The sequence below is a fragment of the Mesorhizobium sp. P2_D1 genome, from assembly GCF_056404455.1.
Genome location: NZ_JBFUDZ010000013.1, coordinates 88,491 through 103,058, shown reverse-complemented (window position 1 = coordinate 103,058; position 14,568 = coordinate 88,491). Strand labels below are relative to the sequence as shown.

Below are 14,568 nucleotides of genomic sequence, written 5' to 3'. Positions count from 1 at the left end.
CAACCGCCATGCCCTACTTTCGGCAAATGATCTGAGCAAACGGATCGTCTGACGAGCAGGCACGACATGGCAGGGACCCACCGATGATTGACGAAAAGCCGAAAAGCGAGAGCGTTTCGGCGCTGGCGCCCTTCCGGCACGGCATTTTCCGCGCCGTATGGGCCGCAAGTCTTGTCTCGAATTTCGGTGGCCTGATCCAGGGCGTCGGCGCCGCCTGGATGATGACGACGATCGCCACCTCGTCCTATCAGGTGGCCTTGGTCCAGGCTTCGACCACCTTGCCGATCATGCTGTTTGCGCTCGTCGCCGGCGCCATCGCCGACAGTTTCGACCGGCGCAAGGTGATGCTGGTCGCCCAGACCTTCATGCTGGTCGTCTCCGTGCTTTTGACCCTGTTCACCTATGCCGGCCTGATGACGCCGTGGACGCTGCTGGCCTTCACCTTCCTGATCGACAGCGGCACGGCGCTCAACAGCCCGTCCTGGCAGGCCTCCGTCGGCGATATCGTGCCCCGCAACAAGGTGCCGGCCGCCGTCGCGCTCAACTCGATGGGCTTCAACCTGACCCGCAGCGTCGGCCCGGCGATCGGCGGCATCATCGTCGCCGCCGCGGGTGCGGCGGCGGCCTTTGCGGCCAACGCAGTGAGCTATATCGGCCTGATCGTCGTGCTGGCGCGCTGGAAGCCCGACCTGCCGGTCTCGACCTTGCCGCGCGAATCGCTGGGCGCGGCCATGGGTGCCGGCCTGCGCTACGTCGCCATGTCGCCCAACATCGGCAAAGTGCTTGTCAGGGGCGCCGCTTTCGGCTTCAGCGCCGGCGCGGTGCTGGCGCTCTTGCCGCTGGTGGCGCGCGATGTCGTCAAGGGCGATGCCCTGACCTACGGCATCATGCTCGGCGCTTTCGGCATCGGCGCGGTCGGCGGCGCGCTGATCAGCGTGCGGCTACGGCAGCTGCTGTCCAGCGAGACGATGGTGCGCTCAGCCTTCGCCGGCTTTGCCGCCTGCGCCTTCAATGCCGCCGTCAGCCATCACGCCTGGCAGACGTCGCTCGGCCTGCTCGTCGGCGGTGCCTGCTGGGTGATCGCCCTTTCGCATTTCAACGTCACCGTGCAGATGGCGACACCGCGCTGGGTGGTCGGCCGGGTGCTGTCGGTCTATCAGACCGCCACCTTCGGCGGCATCGCGCTCGGCAGCTGGATCTGGGGCGTCGTCGCCGATGCGCATGGCGCCGAAACCGCGCTGATCGCGGCCAGCATCGCCATGCTGGCCGGCGGCGCCATCGGCTTGTTGCTGCCGCTGCCGCAGCAGCAGGTGCTCAATCTCGATCCACTCAACCGCTTCAAGGAGCCGCACCTTGCGCTCGACCTGAAGCCGCGCAGCGGTCCGATCGCCATCATGATCGAATACATCATCCGCGACGACGACGTGCCGGAGTTCCTCGCCACCATGGCCGAACGCGGCCGCATCCGCCGCCGTGACGGCGCCCGCAACTGGACGCTGGCGCGCGACCTTGAAAATCCGGCGATCTGGATCGAGCACTATCATACGCCGACCTGGCTCGAATATGTGCGCCACAATGGACGCATCACCCACGCCGACGCCATCATCGGCGACCGCTTGCGGGCGCTGCACAGCGGCGACGAGCTGCCGCGCGTGCGCCGCATGATCGAGCGCCCGACGACCGCGGGCACCGCGCTCGTGATGGCCAAGGGACCGATCGAGCACTAACCGGGGCCACCGTTGGGCGACATGCACTAACCTTCGCCCGACAGGTCCCTGCGCGCCTTGTCGAGTTCCTCGGCATAGCGCCGCATCAGATGGCCTTCGGTCAACAGTCCCAGCACGATGCGGTCAGCGAAATCCTCGACCACGGCGAGCTCTTCAGCGCCGGCGCGCTGGAAGGTCTCGGCGGCGGACTGCACGTTCATGCTCGGCACCAGCACGGCGTCCTTGTACTTGGCAAGATCGCGCACCGCCACCTCGCCATCGGAAGGATCGCTGTGCAGCTCGGCTACGATCAGCACGCCGACATAGTGATCGCCCGCGTCGACGGCAATGATGCGCTGGGCCGAACCGAGCGGCACTTGACTGCGGAAGGCCGCCAGCGTCGTCGAGGCATGGATGGTCTTGATGTCCTTGCGCATCATCGAGCCGACGGTGAGGCTGCGCATCCAGCCGACGTCGTGGGCGCTGCGGATGGTCTCGCCGCGCAGATGGAAGCGCCATGTCGAGAAGGAGTAGCCGAAGGTCTCGCGCACCAGGATCGCCGACATGATCGAAGCCGCCAGCACGACACCGGTCAGCGTCAGGTCGCGGGTCGATTCCAGCGCCAGGAAGGTCATCGTCAGCGGGCCGCCGACGACGCCAACGGCGAGCGACGTCATGCCGACGACGGCGGCAACAGCGGGATCGATGCCGGTGGCCGGCGAGACCAGCGCCATCACACCGGCAAACGCCTTGCCAAGCAGCGCGCCGAGGAACAGCGAGGCGAAGAACAGCCCGCCGCGAAAGCCCGAGCCCAAGGAGATGGCGGAAGCCGCCAGTTTCAACACGAAGACGCTGGCCACCACGGCCAGACCGTAGTTCATCGCGAATTCGCGATGCAGCGCGCCGTGGCCGCTGGACAGGACTTGCGGCGTGATGAGGCCGAGCAGCCCGACAATGACACCGCCAATGACGGGGCGCAGCGACGCATCGATCGACAGCCTGGCAAAACCGCGTTCGATGAGCGTCACCAGATGCATGATGGCGATCGAGGCCGCACCGCCGAGCAGGCCGAGCAGCAGGAACGGCACGTACTGGCTGGCGGTCAGCGCCGGCAGGCCCGAAAGCTCGAGCGGAAACGGCACGCCGCCAAACACTTCCGCCGTCAGCGAGGCTGAGATCGCGGCGGTCATGACAGGCGCGACATTGGCGACCGAATAGATGCCGATGACCAGTTCAAAACCATAGAAGGCGCCCGTCAGTGGCGCATCGAAGGCGGCGGCGATGGCGCCGGCGGCACCACAGCCGACCAGGATGCGGACATCGTTGCGGCGCAGCCGGAAGATGCCAGCCAGCCGCGACGCAAGGCCGGACCCGACCTGCGTGTAGCCGGCTTCCAGCCCGACCGAGGCGCCGAAACCGCTGGAAATCATCGTCTGGCCGGCGATGATGAAGGTGTCGGTGAGCGACATGCGCCCGCCATAGAGCGCGTTGGCCTCGATCGGGTCGATCGGCGTGCGGAATTTGCGCACTCTGAGCCAGATCACCGTCAGCCCAAGCAGGATGCCGCCGATCGCCGGTATCAGCGCCTGCATCGGGTTGGCGAGCGAGAACATGCCGGAAAGCCGGCCACCGGGCTGAACGCCGAACAGCAGCCCGTGCAGGTCCTGCACGATTTGGCTCATCGCCGTGACAAGGATGCCTGCCATCACCCCGACGACACCGGCCAGGATAACCACGGCGATGCCGCGCGCCTCGAGCAGCGGCACCGATCTGATCAGCACCGAGCGCAGCCGGCGGGCGTAGACTTCGCTGTGGTTTCTGGAAAGCACCGGGGCGGCTCGCCGATATCGGAAGAGGCAGTGGAAAGCCCGCCTGATACGCCCGGCGACACGGCATGGCAACCACATTGGCGACAGACAAGGCGCCATTGTGGCATGGGGCGACTGGTCGCGGCCGCGGCTGGCTCTGTTGGAACGCGAACGGCTGCCGTCCGCTGACAGATCGATCAGGTCGGCTTGGGATCGCCGGCCTCATAGAGCACGAGGTTGCGCTCTCCAATGCCAAGTGCCGGCCAGCTTGCACGCCAGTCTGCAAGGTGCGGCGAGCGGAAATGTGCGTCGAGCACTGCCCTGTCGCTCCAGACCTCCGTGACCCGGATGAGCCCGGCATCGAACACGTCCTGCGCATAGGAATATTCGAGGCAACCGGGCTCGGCGCGGCTGGCTGAGGCCATACGCTCCATCGCGGGCTTCGCCTCCCCGAGCTTTTCCGGCGGCAAGCGGATGGTGCCGATAATCAGAAGCATGGGATTTCCTTTTGGAGGCGGCGGTCGAGAGCCCAGTAGCCAGTCTCCCACCCTCGCGCAAGCTTGGCCGGTTAGGCTCACAAGGCTGCCGCGCTGGCAGGCTTGGCATTTTTGGGGACGACATGGCGATCAGCGAAAGCATCCAGCCCGGCGCAGTGGCCAAGAACGGCCGCGACGTCTTCTTCGCCATCGGCATCGTCATCATCCTGGCCGTGCTGTTCCTGCCGATCCCGGCCTTTCTCATCGACATCGGCCTCGCCTTCTCGATCGCCCTTTCGGTGCTGATCCTGATGGTGGCGCTGTGGATCCAGCGACCGCTCGATTTCTCGTCGTTCCCGACCGTGCTGCTCATCGCAACCATGCTGCGGCTGTCGCTCAACATCGCCACCACACGCATGATCCTGTCGCATGGCAATGAAGGCACGCACGCGGCCGGCTATGTCATCGCCGGCTTCTCCAAGCTGGTGATGGCCAGCGACTTCGTCATCGGCCTCATCGTCTTCATGATCCTCATCGTGGTGAACTTCATCGTCATTACCAAGGGCGCCACCCGTATCGCCGAAGTCGGCGCCCGCTTCACCCTCGACGCCATCCCCGGCAAGCAGATGTCGATCGACGCCGACCTCTCCGCCGGCATGATCGACGACAAGACGGCGCAGCTGCGCCGCCGCGAACTGGAGGAAGAATCCTCCTTCTTCGGCTCGATGGACGGCGCCTCGAAATTCGTCCGCGGCGACGCCATCGCCGGCCTCATCATCACCGCCATCAACATCGTCGGCGGCATCGCCATTGGCTATATCAGGCACGGCATGGGCATGGGCGAAGCCGCCGACGTGTTCATCAAGCTGTCCGTCGGCGACGGCCTCGTCACCCAGATCCCGGCGCTGATCGTTTCCTTGGCCGCCGGCCTTTTGGTGTCCAAGGGCGGCACGCGCGGTTCGACCAACCAGGCGGTGTTCGGCCAGCTCGGCGCCCATCCGCGCGCGCTCTACGTAGCGGCATCGCTGCTGGTGCTGCTCGGCCTGATGCCCGGTCTGCCGCTGTTTCCGTTTTTTGCGCTGGCCGCCGGCATGGCCGGCCTCGGCTACATCATCCCGATGCGCCACAACCGCGCCGTCGCCGCCGCCGAAGCGATCAAGGACCAGGAGAAGGCGACCAAGGTCGAAGAGGAGAAGAACTCGGTCAAGGCGTCGCTCGCCACCGCCGAGATCGAGCTGCTGATCGGCAAGCAGCTGTCGACGCGGCTGCTGGTTTCGCATCAGGAACTGGTTTTCCGCATGTCCAAGATGCGCAAGAAATTCGCCACGCAATACGGCTTCGTCGTGCCGGAAGTGCGGGTTGCCGACGATTTCGCCATCCCGCCGAAGAGCTATCAGATCAAGGTGCACGGCACCGTGGTGGCCGAATACCAGATGCGCGTCGGCGAGATCATGGTGCTGCTCGGCAACCGCGACATTCCCGAAATACCGGGCGAGGAAATCCGCGAGCCGGCCTTCGGCATGCGCGCCTATTCCGTGGTCGAAACCTTCGCTGAGGACCTGAAGCGCGAGAACTACACCTTCGCAGATAACATGTCGGTGCTGCTCACCCATCTCTCCGAGGTCATCCGCAACAACCTGCCGCAGCTTCTGTCCTACAAGGATATGAAGGCGCTGCTCGAACGGCAGGACCAGGAATACCGCAAGCTCGCCGACGAGATCTGCACCACGCACATCTCCTATCCCGGCCTGCAGGCGGTGCTGAAGCTGCTGCTTGCCGAACGGGTCTCGATCCGCAATCTGCATCTGATCATCGAGGCGATCGCCGAGATCGCGCCACATGTGCGCCGTACCGAGCAGATCGTCGAGCATGTCCGCATCCGCATGGCGCAGCAGATCTGCGGCGACCTCTCCGAGGGCGGCGTGCTCAAGGTGCTGCGCCTCGGCAATCGCTGGGACCTCGCCTTTCACCAGAGCCTCAAGCGCGACGCCAAGGGCGAGGTGCGCGAGTTCGACATCGATCCGCGCCAGCTGGAAGAATTCGGCCAGGACGCGACCAAGGCGATCAAGAAACATCTGGAAGCCGGCGAGCGCTTCGTGCTGGTCACCGCGCCCGACGCCCGCCCCTATGTGCGCATGATCATCGAGCGGCTGTTCACCACGCTGCCGGTGCTCAGCCACGTCGAAATCGCCAAGGGTGTCGAGATCAGGGTGCTCGGGACCATATCGTGAGCGTTCTCTCGCAAGGCGTCGTCATCGCGGCGTTCCTCGCCTTCTGCCGCATCGGCGCGTGCTTCATGCTGATGCCCGGCCTGTCCAGCGCCCGCGTCCCGGTCCAAGTCAGGCTGTTCGTGGCGGTCGCTGCCACCGGCGGCCTGCTCGCTTTCCTGTGGGATCGCATCTTTCCCTTCGTCGATCCGCGCCCGCAAATCCTGGTGCCGATGATCATCTCGGAACTCCTGGTCGGTGGGCTGATCGGCGCCATGACCAGGCTTTACATGGAAGCCTTGCGCTTCATGGGCTCGGCCATCGCCATGCTGATCGGCTATGGCGGCACCGGCGGACCGGCGATCGAGGAGCCCGAGCCGCAGGCCGCCCTTGCCGCCATCATCTCGTTCTCGGCCCTGTTGATGCTGTTCGTCTTCGATTTCGACCATGAGATCGTGCGCGCACTGGTGACCTCCTACACGGTGGCGCCGGTCAACATCTTCTTCAACCCGCAGGCCGCGCTCGTCGATGTCACCGACACGGTATCGGACACGTTCTTCCTGGTCATCCGCCTCGGCAGTCCGTTTGTCGCTTATGCCATTCTCGTCAATCTGACGATCGGCTTCGTCAACAAGCTGACCCCGCAGATCCCGATCTATTTCATCTCGCAGCCCTTCATCATCGCCGGCGGCATGATCATCTTCTACTTTGCCGTCGGCACCATGCTCTCGCTGTTCGTCGCCGGCTTTGTCGACCTGACATTGGCACGATAGCCATGAGCACGCGCAGGGACCGCCTGAAGAAACTGGTCAAGGTGCAGGAGCAGCTGAAGGCGCTGCACGAAACCCGTCACGCCACCTTCCTTGCCGCGGCCGGCGCCGCCGAGACCGAAGCCCGGGATTTGGTCGGGCATTTCGACCGGGCCGATTCCCTCTCCGGCGTGTTTCCCGATCTCTACCATCGCCGCATTGCCAGCGCGGTCGGGCGCCAGGAGGCGAGCCTCGAAAGCGCCAGGCAGGAAGCCAGCCTCATCGCCGCGGCAACCGCCCGCACCAACATGGTCGAACGCGCCTACAAGGACGTGCGCAACCGCGACGAGCGCGAACGCTCCGACCGCGAGCGCCTCGACCTGATCGCGCAGAAGCGGAGCGCAGAGTAGTGCCGGGGTGCTGATAGTTGGCCCAAATCTGCCAGACTAATCCTCTCAATGTCCGGAATTACGGTTGCGAAGAGCGCCCATCCGCCTGCTGCGGGAATTGCCGGTCGTCGTTCATACTAACTTCAGTGACCAGCTTGCGGCGAAGAGCCATAGTGTAGTCGTTTGGCCCCTTCGGCGTTATGACAAAAGCTTGGGATCCGCCAATGACGAATTTGGCAAAATAGGATGCCAATGGTTGGTCGGGATTCTCATCTTCCGTTGGAATGGCGATCGCGTTGATCGTGTATCCCTTGGCAAGGGCGTTCAGCCTGCTCGGCTGAACAGGAAGCCCGTCATTGTTCTCACCATTGGAAGAGATGTCGATCACTTTCTTGGCCGCCTTTCCAGGAAACTGGTCGAGCAGAAGACTTCCGACGTCGATGGCCGAGGAAACGGATGTTCCGCTTCGTCCTCTGCGAATATTGCCGGTATCGCCTCTCTTGTTGATCACCGACGCAGCCGCCTTGGCATCTTCCAGCCCGCAGATGCTTGTCCATGGCAGCACCATGCGTGTGTGCCCGGGGCTCGACCATTCAAAGTAGGCCACGCCGATGCACCCAACATAATTTCGGGTGATGGCCGCGATGATCTCGGGCGAAGTGAGCGCTGCGGCATGTCCCTCCCGCTGCAGGTCAGCAATCTCCGGATCAATCGAAGACGAGTAATCGACTGCGAATACGACAGCAACATCAACATTGGCGGCATGTGCCTGCAGCCCCCAAAACACCGAGGCGACAAGCGTTCCCGCCAGTCTCAAATATGAGCTGGCCCGCTTTGCCAGCGCTCTGACCGTCGGCATCAGAATGCCGCTGCGTATCACTCGCGCCAGAAAGCTTGCCAGCGCCACCATTACAGTGCCCTCGCGACAGGTCCGGCCGCCGACCGAGACCATGGGCCCTGTGCTGAGTGGCGGTCCGCTTGGCAACACGTTCGCATCACCGGCAAGGCTCATCACGTTCCTCCATTGGATCTGAATTGGCAGCGGGACGATGGCCCGCCCAGGCCGCAGGCGCCGCGGCAAAGGCAGGGGCCACGTGGAAGGGCGGAATCGGGCCGGTCAGCAGGGGCGCGCGCGCCCGCGGCGTTCGGTTCGACATTGCGACGGACAGGATCGCACCGAGAATGATCGCGGCGCCCAGTGCGCCTGCGGGTGAGTTCCGCTCACCGAGCAAGATCGCCGCGCCTAGAGCCCCGAAGACGCTTTCGGCACTGACGATCACGGCGGCATGGCTAGCGGAGGTAAAGCGCTGTGCGGCAATCTGTATGCCGAAAGCGATCGCGGTGGAGAACACGCCGAGGACCGCCAGTTCCGGGCCGGCTGCAAATGCCGCGGCCAGTGAAAGGTTGCCTTGCATTGCCCCGAGCGGCAGGGCGAAGGCGGCGGCGCCGAGGAACTGTGTCGCCGCCGCGGTGAACGGCCGCGCATGGGTCTGCATGTGCCGGCCGAGCTCGACCATCCAGAGCGCATAGCAGGCAGCCGACAGGATGGCGGTGAGATCGCCGCTGCTGAGACTGGCGAACCCGCCGGACAAAAGCAGAGCACCGACCATGGTCAGCCCGGCGGCGGCTGCAAGACTCGCTGTCGGACGTTCGCCGATGAGCAGCCAGGCGGCCAGTGGTGTCATCACAGTTGCGGTGCTCACCAGGAAGCTTGCATTTGTGACAGTGGCGCCGAGATAGCAAAGCTGCTGAAGCGTGATGGAGATGGCAAACAGCGCACCCACCCTGGCCAGGCTGGAGAAATGGCCCGGCCCGGCAGGCAGTCGCCTTTCGGTCAAGACAAAGGGCAGCACCAGCAGCCCACCGATCAGGCAACGCAGGCCGACGGCACTCAGCGCGTCGAGATGAACAAGCACTGTCTTTTGCGCGACATTGCCCAAGCCCCATAGAGCAGCGGCAAACAGCAGCAGCAAATTGGCCCTAAGCTTGGACATACACCGCATCCCTCGGACTAAAGCCCGTCGCGGTTTGCGATGGCTCCAGCCACTTCAGGGCGCCCGGTTCGGTCCGCTACGACCGGTGTTTCGTTCAGGTGCCCCTACTTAAGCGATGCCTTAATTGATCTGCCGTCACAGGAGCGCTTGAATGCGTGGTTCTACCGGTTGCGAAGCGTTAGTTTTGAGTTAGGATTTCGTCAGGCTGGGAAGCTTTTAAGAAAATGCAAAGTGAGGACAGCGTCGCCGCAAGCAAAATCTCACTCTTCGGCGGCTTCCGGATTGAAAAGGAAACTGTCGGTCCACTCTGGTTGACCGGGAAGCGGGGCCCCGCGATCATTGCCTATCTGGCCCGCTGCCCGGGCATGGCGGCGACAAGGGAAAGACTGGCTGATCTGCTATGGGGCGATAGCGACAGCGAACACTCGCGCAACAGCCTGCGGCAAACCCTCAGCGTTCTACGCCGTGATCTATCACGGGCGGGTGTGGATATCGTGCATTCCCGGAGGGAGTTGATCGGCCTCAGGCCGGATGCGGTTCGAGTTGACGTCGAGGAGTTTGAATCCGGGCTCTCCGCGCGTTCCGCGCCGGAACTCGAGACGGCTCTGGCGCACTACACCGGACCATTTCTTGATGGGGTTTATCTGGGGAGCAACGCTTTCGACGACTGGGCGGCGGCTGAACGCGACAGGCTGCTGGGCCGCGCGCTTGAGTCCTTCGAAAAACTCGCCCGCCTCGTGGACACAGAGGCCGGACTCGCCCTGGCGGATCGAGTTCTGGCCATGGAACCGACGCGGGAGGAGTCCTATCGGCTCAAGATGGAATTGCTCGCCGCGTGTGGCCAGCGCGACAGGGCGATAAGGACATATGAGGCTTGCAGGAGCATTCTGAAGAAGGAGTTCGGCGTTGAAACCAGCCCTGAGACGCGGGCGCTTTGGCAATCCCTGCTATCTGCCGCCGACACGACGTCAAATCTGCAACCGGCAAATGGTGCTCCGGCCGGCCAGCGCCCTGGGCGCCCCTCCATCAGCGTTGCCGACTTCGTCAACCTGACCGGAAAGCGAGGCGACGACTTTTTCGCCAGGGGGCTCGTCCAGGACATAACCACGGCCCTCTCCGAGGTGGCCGACTATGTCGTGCTCTCCGCGCTTCCGTCCAAGGACAAGAGCGGCGATGAATCCCAAACGCCCGGAATGCTCCGGGCGCGATACATGCTCAGCGGCAGCATCCAGCGATCCGGCAACGGGCTGAGGGTGAACGTCCAGCTTGTCGATGCTGGCAGCGGCCATAATGTCTGGGCCCAGAAGTTCGACGGCCACTCGGAGAACGCGCTCGAATTCCAGGACCGGATCGCACAGTCGGTTGTGCTGGCTGTGATCCTCGAACTTCAACTGACCAACTGGAAGGTTCGCGACAAGAGCCCGCCGGGCGCCCCTGAAGTGCGCAGGTTGGTGAACGAAGCTCTGATGAAGTATTTTGAGATGACCCGGGACTCACTGTTGGTCGGGATAGAGCTTGCCGAGAAGGCGGTTTCGATGGGCCACGACAACGCCCGTGCACAGCGGACGCTTTCGATTGTAATTTCCATGGGCGTGGCGTTTGGCGCGCTGCCTCGCGAGCCAGGGCAGATCGAGCGTGCGGTTGAGCTTGCGGAAGCAGCGGTACGGGCAGTGCCCGACGACGAAATTGCCCGCTGCATCCTGTCATTCGCTCTCGAAAGTTCCGGCCGAATCGACGAGGCGATCGCCGAATGCCAACATGCGATCAGCCTCAACCCAAGCTATCCGAGTGGCCACGGCGATATTTCGATGCTCTTTGCGTTGCGCGGACAGGTAAGTGAAGCAGTGCGTGAGGCCAACGAGGCAATCCGGCTCGGCACGTATGACGTCATCGACTTCTGGCGTCACCATGGCCTGGCTGTGGCACTGTTCGCCGGCGGAGACGACCGGCGGGCGCTCGAAGTCGCTCGCAAAGTGGTCAGGACAAAGCCGGGCTTCGTTCGTGGCGCCCTTTATTGGGCCGCGGCCGCTTCGGCAACCGGAAACAACGAAGAAGCGACACGGGCCATCCATCATTGCCTGTCACAGCTTCCTCATCTCAATCTCGGTAATGTCTGCCCCGGCTTTGTGCCACGCTATGTGAAGGATCATCATCACGCGAGATTCCTTGAAATGCTGTCGAGGGCTGGCCTTCCTGCTTCCTAGTGGAACCTGGCTACGCGACCGGGATCGTGGCGGCCATCTCGCAGCCGGATTCAGTCCGCGTGCTTGGAACAAATGACGGGCCAGACTGTTCACCTCTGATACGACGCTGACGTGCCCGATGGGTAAGCGGCGATCTTAAGGAGTTCTCATCATGAACATGTCGTCCACGTTTCGTTCAGCCGCCTTTGCAGTCATCGCCACTGCGGGCGTAAGCCTTGCCAGCGCCGCGCATGCCGACAGCGGCACGATCCGCTTCTCCGTCTACAAGGCTGCCTTCTTTGTGGGTGGCTCTGGTGGCGAAGGCACGCTGACATTCCACGGCCGCCGCTATCCCGTCTCTGTCGGCGGCATCTCGGGCGGCCTCGCCTTCGGGGTTTCCAAGACCTACTTCCAAGGTACCGTTCGCCACATTCGCCGCGTCCGGGATGTCACGGGGGTCTATGGGGCGGCGGGCGGTGGCGGTGCGCTCGGCAAAGGGGCCCAGGTGATCGTCATGACCAACGACAAGGGCGCCCAACTCGAGCTCACCGGCAAGCAGGTAGGCATGCAGGTCAATGCCGATCTCAGCGGTATGGCCATTACGGTGAAGTAGGACGTCGCTCCGTTCGGCGTCCCTGCGGTCGGTCCACTATGCTGCATACAACGGTAGGCTTTCTAGCCATGCCATTTAGGAAGCCGACGTTCCGCTTTCGGCCAAAAACGCGACGTCCGAATGGTGGCTTGGCGATGTCCGCAGTTGGCGACGGGACCAAGAAACATGCCTGCGTTCCACCCATGCCCGCCGCGCAAGCCTGCCACAAGCTTGTTGAGGCATGGTCTGGCTAAGGAAAACCGATAAAAGGGCGGACTTTCTTGGCGATTTCTCCACCCAGCGACATCGTTATGGATGTGGCCCGAGCCGTCGACCCGACGGACATCGAGGCCGCCCGCGCCGCGCTGACCAAGCGGGCCGGTGGCGCTGCCGGGACGTTTTCGGTCGACACCGCCGCTTCCGTCGATGCCGGCTCGATCCTGTCGCGGGCCACCGCCGACAAGGCCGCGACGATCGACCCGGCCAAGAAGTTCAAGAAGTTCGAGGCGATGGTGCTGCAGACCTTCATTCAGAATATGCTGCCCAAGGACACCGAAGGCGTCTACGGCAAGGGCCTCGCCGGCGACATGTGGAAATCGCAGCTTGCCGAGCGGGTGGCCGACGTGATGGCCGAACGCGGCGGCATCGGCATCGCCAAGTCGATGCTCGCCGACCACTATCTCGAAGGCAAGCGCGTCGTGCCGGTCGGTCCGGTTTCGGGCGGGCCGGAAAAGACCGAGATCGATCAACAGAGCAGCCTGTCGACCTCGCTGGTCCACGAATTGCAACGCAAGGCGGCCCGGTCGATCACCGGTGACGACACCGCCATCAAGACAGACATCAAGATCTAGGAATGCCCCCGAAACCGGCAGCCGGTTTTGGGAAGGATCATGCCAAAACACTGAGATAGTGCGTATCCGAGTTCAATCTAACCAGACCGGGATTCTCATGGCCGACTTTTCGGAATTCACCGCCAACCTGCCAGCACGCACGACCGCGTCGGAAGCGCCGATCCCGTTCGCCCGGCCGGGCAACCTTGCCGCCATCATCGGCCGCATCGAGGAAGTGGTCGAGGAAGAGACGGCCGGCATCCGCAACGCGACCAACTATGATCTCAAGGCGTCGAACGCCCGCAAGAGCCGCTATCTCTACGAACTGACGCGCGCCATGCGGGGCGGCAGCGAAGCCGAATTCCTTGAACAGCACCGCGAAGGCCTGACCCGGCTGCGCCAAAAGCTGGCCAAGAACGAGGCGGCCATCCTGGCTCACCTCAGCGCGGTCAACGAGGTCGCCAGCCTGCTGCGGCACGCCATCCAGCGCGCGGAAACCGACGGCACCTATTCCGCCGGCGAGTTCGGCTGGATGAAGGCATGATGTCGAACACAATGCCCAGGCAAAAAGCTAGTGCGGCGTTCCCATCGCAAGGGAGCGACAAGGCCTGATGCTCAAGGTCATCGCCATCGCCGTCTGGATCTGCGCCGCTACGCTCGGCGCCGTGTTCTATTCGTTCCAGGCAGCAGGCGAGCGTGGTGTCGGCGAGACACCGAAGCCGATGCTGGGTGGCCTGGACTACGTCAAGACCGACATCATTTCGGTACCGCTGATCCGCGATTCCCAGATCGGCGGCTATTTCCTGACCAAGCTTGTCTACACGGTCGAGCCCGAGCAGATAAAGAAGCTGTCCATTCCAGCGGAAGCGCTCATCACGGACCAAGTCTATACCTACCTCTATTCCAATCCGCAGATCGACTTCACCAATAAGGCGACGATCGACCTCGATGCCTTCCGCGCCGCGATCCGCGATACCGTCAACACCCGTGTCGGCGCCACTTTGGTGCATGAAGTTCTGATCGATCAGGTCAATTTCCTGAGCAAGGACGAAATCCGCGACAACTGGCTGCGCCGCAAGAAAAGCGAGACAGCGGCGGAAATGACCAAGGCATTCAAGGAACATTGAGCTGCCCGGCTCGCCGTTGCGCCTCACGCCGAGACGTCATCCGCTGCGGCGATAGGAACCAGCCACCGGAATCCGCGTTGACGTAAACGTCAATCCAAAGCTATATGCGACCGTGATCGCGAAAGCGCGCGGCATGGAGCTTCGAGCGCCGCTGCGCGACAGATGCAACAGACAGGGGGAACAGCGTGAGCGTTCAGGAGATTGCAGAGAAGATCAAGTCGCGCGTGGCGAGCAGCGGATTCGATCGTTCGGTGAAATTCGACACCGGCGCCGATGGCGTCATCGTCATCGATGGCACAACCATTTCAACCACTGACGGACCCGCCGATTGCACCATCAAGCTCTCGCTCGACGATCTGGATTCGCTGATATCGGGCGACCTGAACCCGACCATGGCGTTCATGACCGGCAAGATAAAGGTCGAAGGCGACATGACCGTCGCCATGGCGCTCAGCCAGCTGATCGGCTGACCGCTTGTGAGACGCACAAAACGCCGCCCGATGGGCG

Annotated in this window: 14 protein-coding genes; 10 read left to right on the top strand and 4 right to left on the bottom strand. The window is 63.3% G+C overall.

Going from position 1 to position 14,568, the window contains the following annotated elements; translation table 11 throughout:
* Positions 1–83 precede the first annotated feature (83 nt).
* On the top strand, positions 84–1,727 hold the full coding sequence (locus AC1D0I_RS12485) for an MFS transporter (protein WP_477395390.1): 1,644 nt from the start codon (positions 84–86) through the stop codon (positions 1,725–1,727).
* 26 nt (positions 1,728–1,753) lie between these two features.
* Here AC1D0I_RS12485 and AC1D0I_RS12480 read toward each other — a convergent pair whose 3' ends face one another.
* Together AC1D0I_RS12480 and AC1D0I_RS12475 are read right to left on the bottom strand one after the other, a co-directional pair.
* On the bottom strand, positions 1,754–3,535 hold the full coding sequence (locus AC1D0I_RS12480; protein WP_477395388.1) for a chloride channel protein: 1,782 nt from the start codon (positions 3,533–3,535) through the stop codon (positions 1,754–1,756).
* Between the two features lie 176 nt (positions 3,536–3,711).
* Positions 3,712–4,011: a putative quinol monooxygenase gene (locus AC1D0I_RS12475; protein WP_477395386.1), complete on the bottom strand. Its 300-nt coding sequence runs from the start codon at positions 4,009–4,011 to the stop codon at positions 3,712–3,714.
* A gap of 122 nt (positions 4,012–4,133) precedes the next feature.
* On the opposite strand from AC1D0I_RS12475, the gene flhA reads away from it, so the two are divergent.
* Genes flhA through AC1D0I_RS12460 form a run of 3 tightly spaced genes read left to right on the top strand, consistent with a single transcriptional unit; the run spans position 4,134 to position 7,356 of the window.
* On the top strand, positions 4,134–6,221 hold the full coding sequence (gene flhA / locus AC1D0I_RS12470) for a flagellar biosynthesis protein FlhA (protein ID WP_184876557.1): 2,088 nt from the start codon (positions 4,134–4,136) through the stop codon (positions 6,219–6,221).
* Positions 6,218–6,970, top strand: a complete 753-nt coding sequence (fliR, locus tag AC1D0I_RS12465) for a flagellar biosynthetic protein FliR (protein WP_477228041.1) — start codon at positions 6,218–6,220, stop codon at positions 6,968–6,970. The genes flhA and fliR overlap by 4 nt, the downstream gene beginning before the upstream one ends.
* A gap of 2 nt (positions 6,971–6,972) precedes the next feature.
* Positions 6,973–7,356 carry a hypothetical protein gene (locus AC1D0I_RS12460; protein WP_095084534.1) on the top strand — a complete coding sequence of 128 codons (384 nt, stop codon included), beginning with the start codon at positions 6,973–6,975 and terminating at the stop codon, positions 7,354–7,356.
* A 58-nt stretch (positions 7,357–7,414) separates the two neighbouring features.
* On the opposite strand, the gene AC1D0I_RS12455 is transcribed toward AC1D0I_RS12460, so the two are convergent.
* Complete coding sequence (locus tag AC1D0I_RS12455) at positions 7,415–8,194, bottom strand: DUF1194 domain-containing protein (protein WP_477395435.1); 780 nt, start codon at positions 8,192–8,194, stop codon at positions 7,415–7,417.
* A gap of 136 nt (positions 8,195–8,330) precedes the next feature.
* Positions 8,331–9,329, bottom strand: a complete 999-nt coding sequence (locus AC1D0I_RS12450) for a DMT family transporter (RefSeq protein WP_477395384.1) — start codon at positions 9,327–9,329, stop codon at positions 8,331–8,333.
* Between the two features lie 224 nt (positions 9,330–9,553).
* Between AC1D0I_RS12450 and AC1D0I_RS12445 the strand changes: the two genes are divergently transcribed.
* From AC1D0I_RS12445 to AC1D0I_RS12420, 6 genes are all read left to right on the top strand, one after another.
* Positions 9,554–11,533, top strand: coding sequence for a BTAD domain-containing putative transcriptional regulator (locus AC1D0I_RS12445; protein WP_477395382.1), 1,980 nt, complete (start codon positions 9,554–9,556; stop codon positions 11,531–11,533).
* Between the two features lie 151 nt (positions 11,534–11,684).
* Positions 11,685–12,125 (top strand): hypothetical protein, encoded by a 441-nt coding sequence (locus AC1D0I_RS12440; protein WP_477395380.1) that lies wholly within the window; start codon positions 11,685–11,687, stop codon positions 12,123–12,125.
* A gap of 290 nt (positions 12,126–12,415) precedes the next feature.
* Positions 12,416–12,955, top strand: coding sequence for a rod-binding protein (locus AC1D0I_RS12435; RefSeq protein ID WP_477395379.1), 540 nt, complete (start codon positions 12,416–12,418; stop codon positions 12,953–12,955).
* 97 nt (positions 12,956–13,052) lie between these two features.
* Positions 13,053–13,478, top strand: coding sequence for a hypothetical protein (locus AC1D0I_RS12430; RefSeq protein WP_095084539.1), 426 nt, complete (start codon positions 13,053–13,055; stop codon positions 13,476–13,478).
* Positions 13,479–13,545: 67 nt separating this feature from the next.
* Positions 13,546–14,061: a hypothetical protein gene (locus AC1D0I_RS12425; protein ID WP_095084540.1), complete on the top strand. Its 516-nt coding sequence runs from the start codon at positions 13,546–13,548 to the stop codon at positions 14,059–14,061.
* Positions 14,062–14,246: 185 nt separating this feature from the next.
* On the top strand, positions 14,247–14,531 hold the full coding sequence (locus tag AC1D0I_RS12420; RefSeq protein WP_095084978.1) for an SCP2 sterol-binding domain-containing protein: 285 nt from the start codon (positions 14,247–14,249) through the stop codon (positions 14,529–14,531).
* Positions 14,532–14,568 lie beyond the last annotated feature (37 nt).

Excerpts from the sequence above, each read along its gene's own strand:
- AC1D0I_RS12485 (WP_477395390.1), top strand. The coding sequence starts at position 84 with ATGATTGACGAAAAGCCGAAAAGCGAGAGCGTTTCGGCGCTGGCGCCC.
- AC1D0I_RS12475 (WP_477395386.1), bottom strand. The coding sequence starts at position 4,011 with ATGCTTCTGATTATCGGCACCATCCGCTTGCCGCCGGAAAAGCTCGGG.
- flhA (WP_184876557.1), top strand. The coding sequence starts at position 4,134 with ATGGCGATCAGCGAAAGCATCCAGCCCGGCGCAGTGGCCAAGAACGGC.
- AC1D0I_RS12460 (WP_095084534.1), top strand. The coding sequence starts at position 6,973 with ATGAGCACGCGCAGGGACCGCCTGAAGAAACTGGTCAAGGTGCAGGAG.
- AC1D0I_RS12455 (WP_477395435.1), bottom strand. The coding sequence starts at position 8,194 with ATGCCGACGGTCAGAGCGCTGGCAAAGCGGGCCAGCTCATATTTGAGA.
- AC1D0I_RS12450 (WP_477395384.1), bottom strand. The coding sequence starts at position 9,329 with ATGTCCAAGCTTAGGGCCAATTTGCTGCTGCTGTTTGCCGCTGCTCTA.
- AC1D0I_RS12445 (WP_477395382.1), top strand. The coding sequence starts at position 9,554 with ATGCAAAGTGAGGACAGCGTCGCCGCAAGCAAAATCTCACTCTTCGGC.
- AC1D0I_RS12440 (WP_477395380.1), top strand. The coding sequence starts at position 11,685 with ATGAACATGTCGTCCACGTTTCGTTCAGCCGCCTTTGCAGTCATCGCC.
- AC1D0I_RS12435 (WP_477395379.1), top strand. The coding sequence starts at position 12,416 with ATGGATGTGGCCCGAGCCGTCGACCCGACGGACATCGAGGCCGCCCGC.
- AC1D0I_RS12430 (WP_095084539.1), top strand. The coding sequence starts at position 13,053 with ATGGCCGACTTTTCGGAATTCACCGCCAACCTGCCAGCACGCACGACC.
- AC1D0I_RS12425 (WP_095084540.1), top strand. The coding sequence starts at position 13,546 with ATGCTCAAGGTCATCGCCATCGCCGTCTGGATCTGCGCCGCTACGCTC.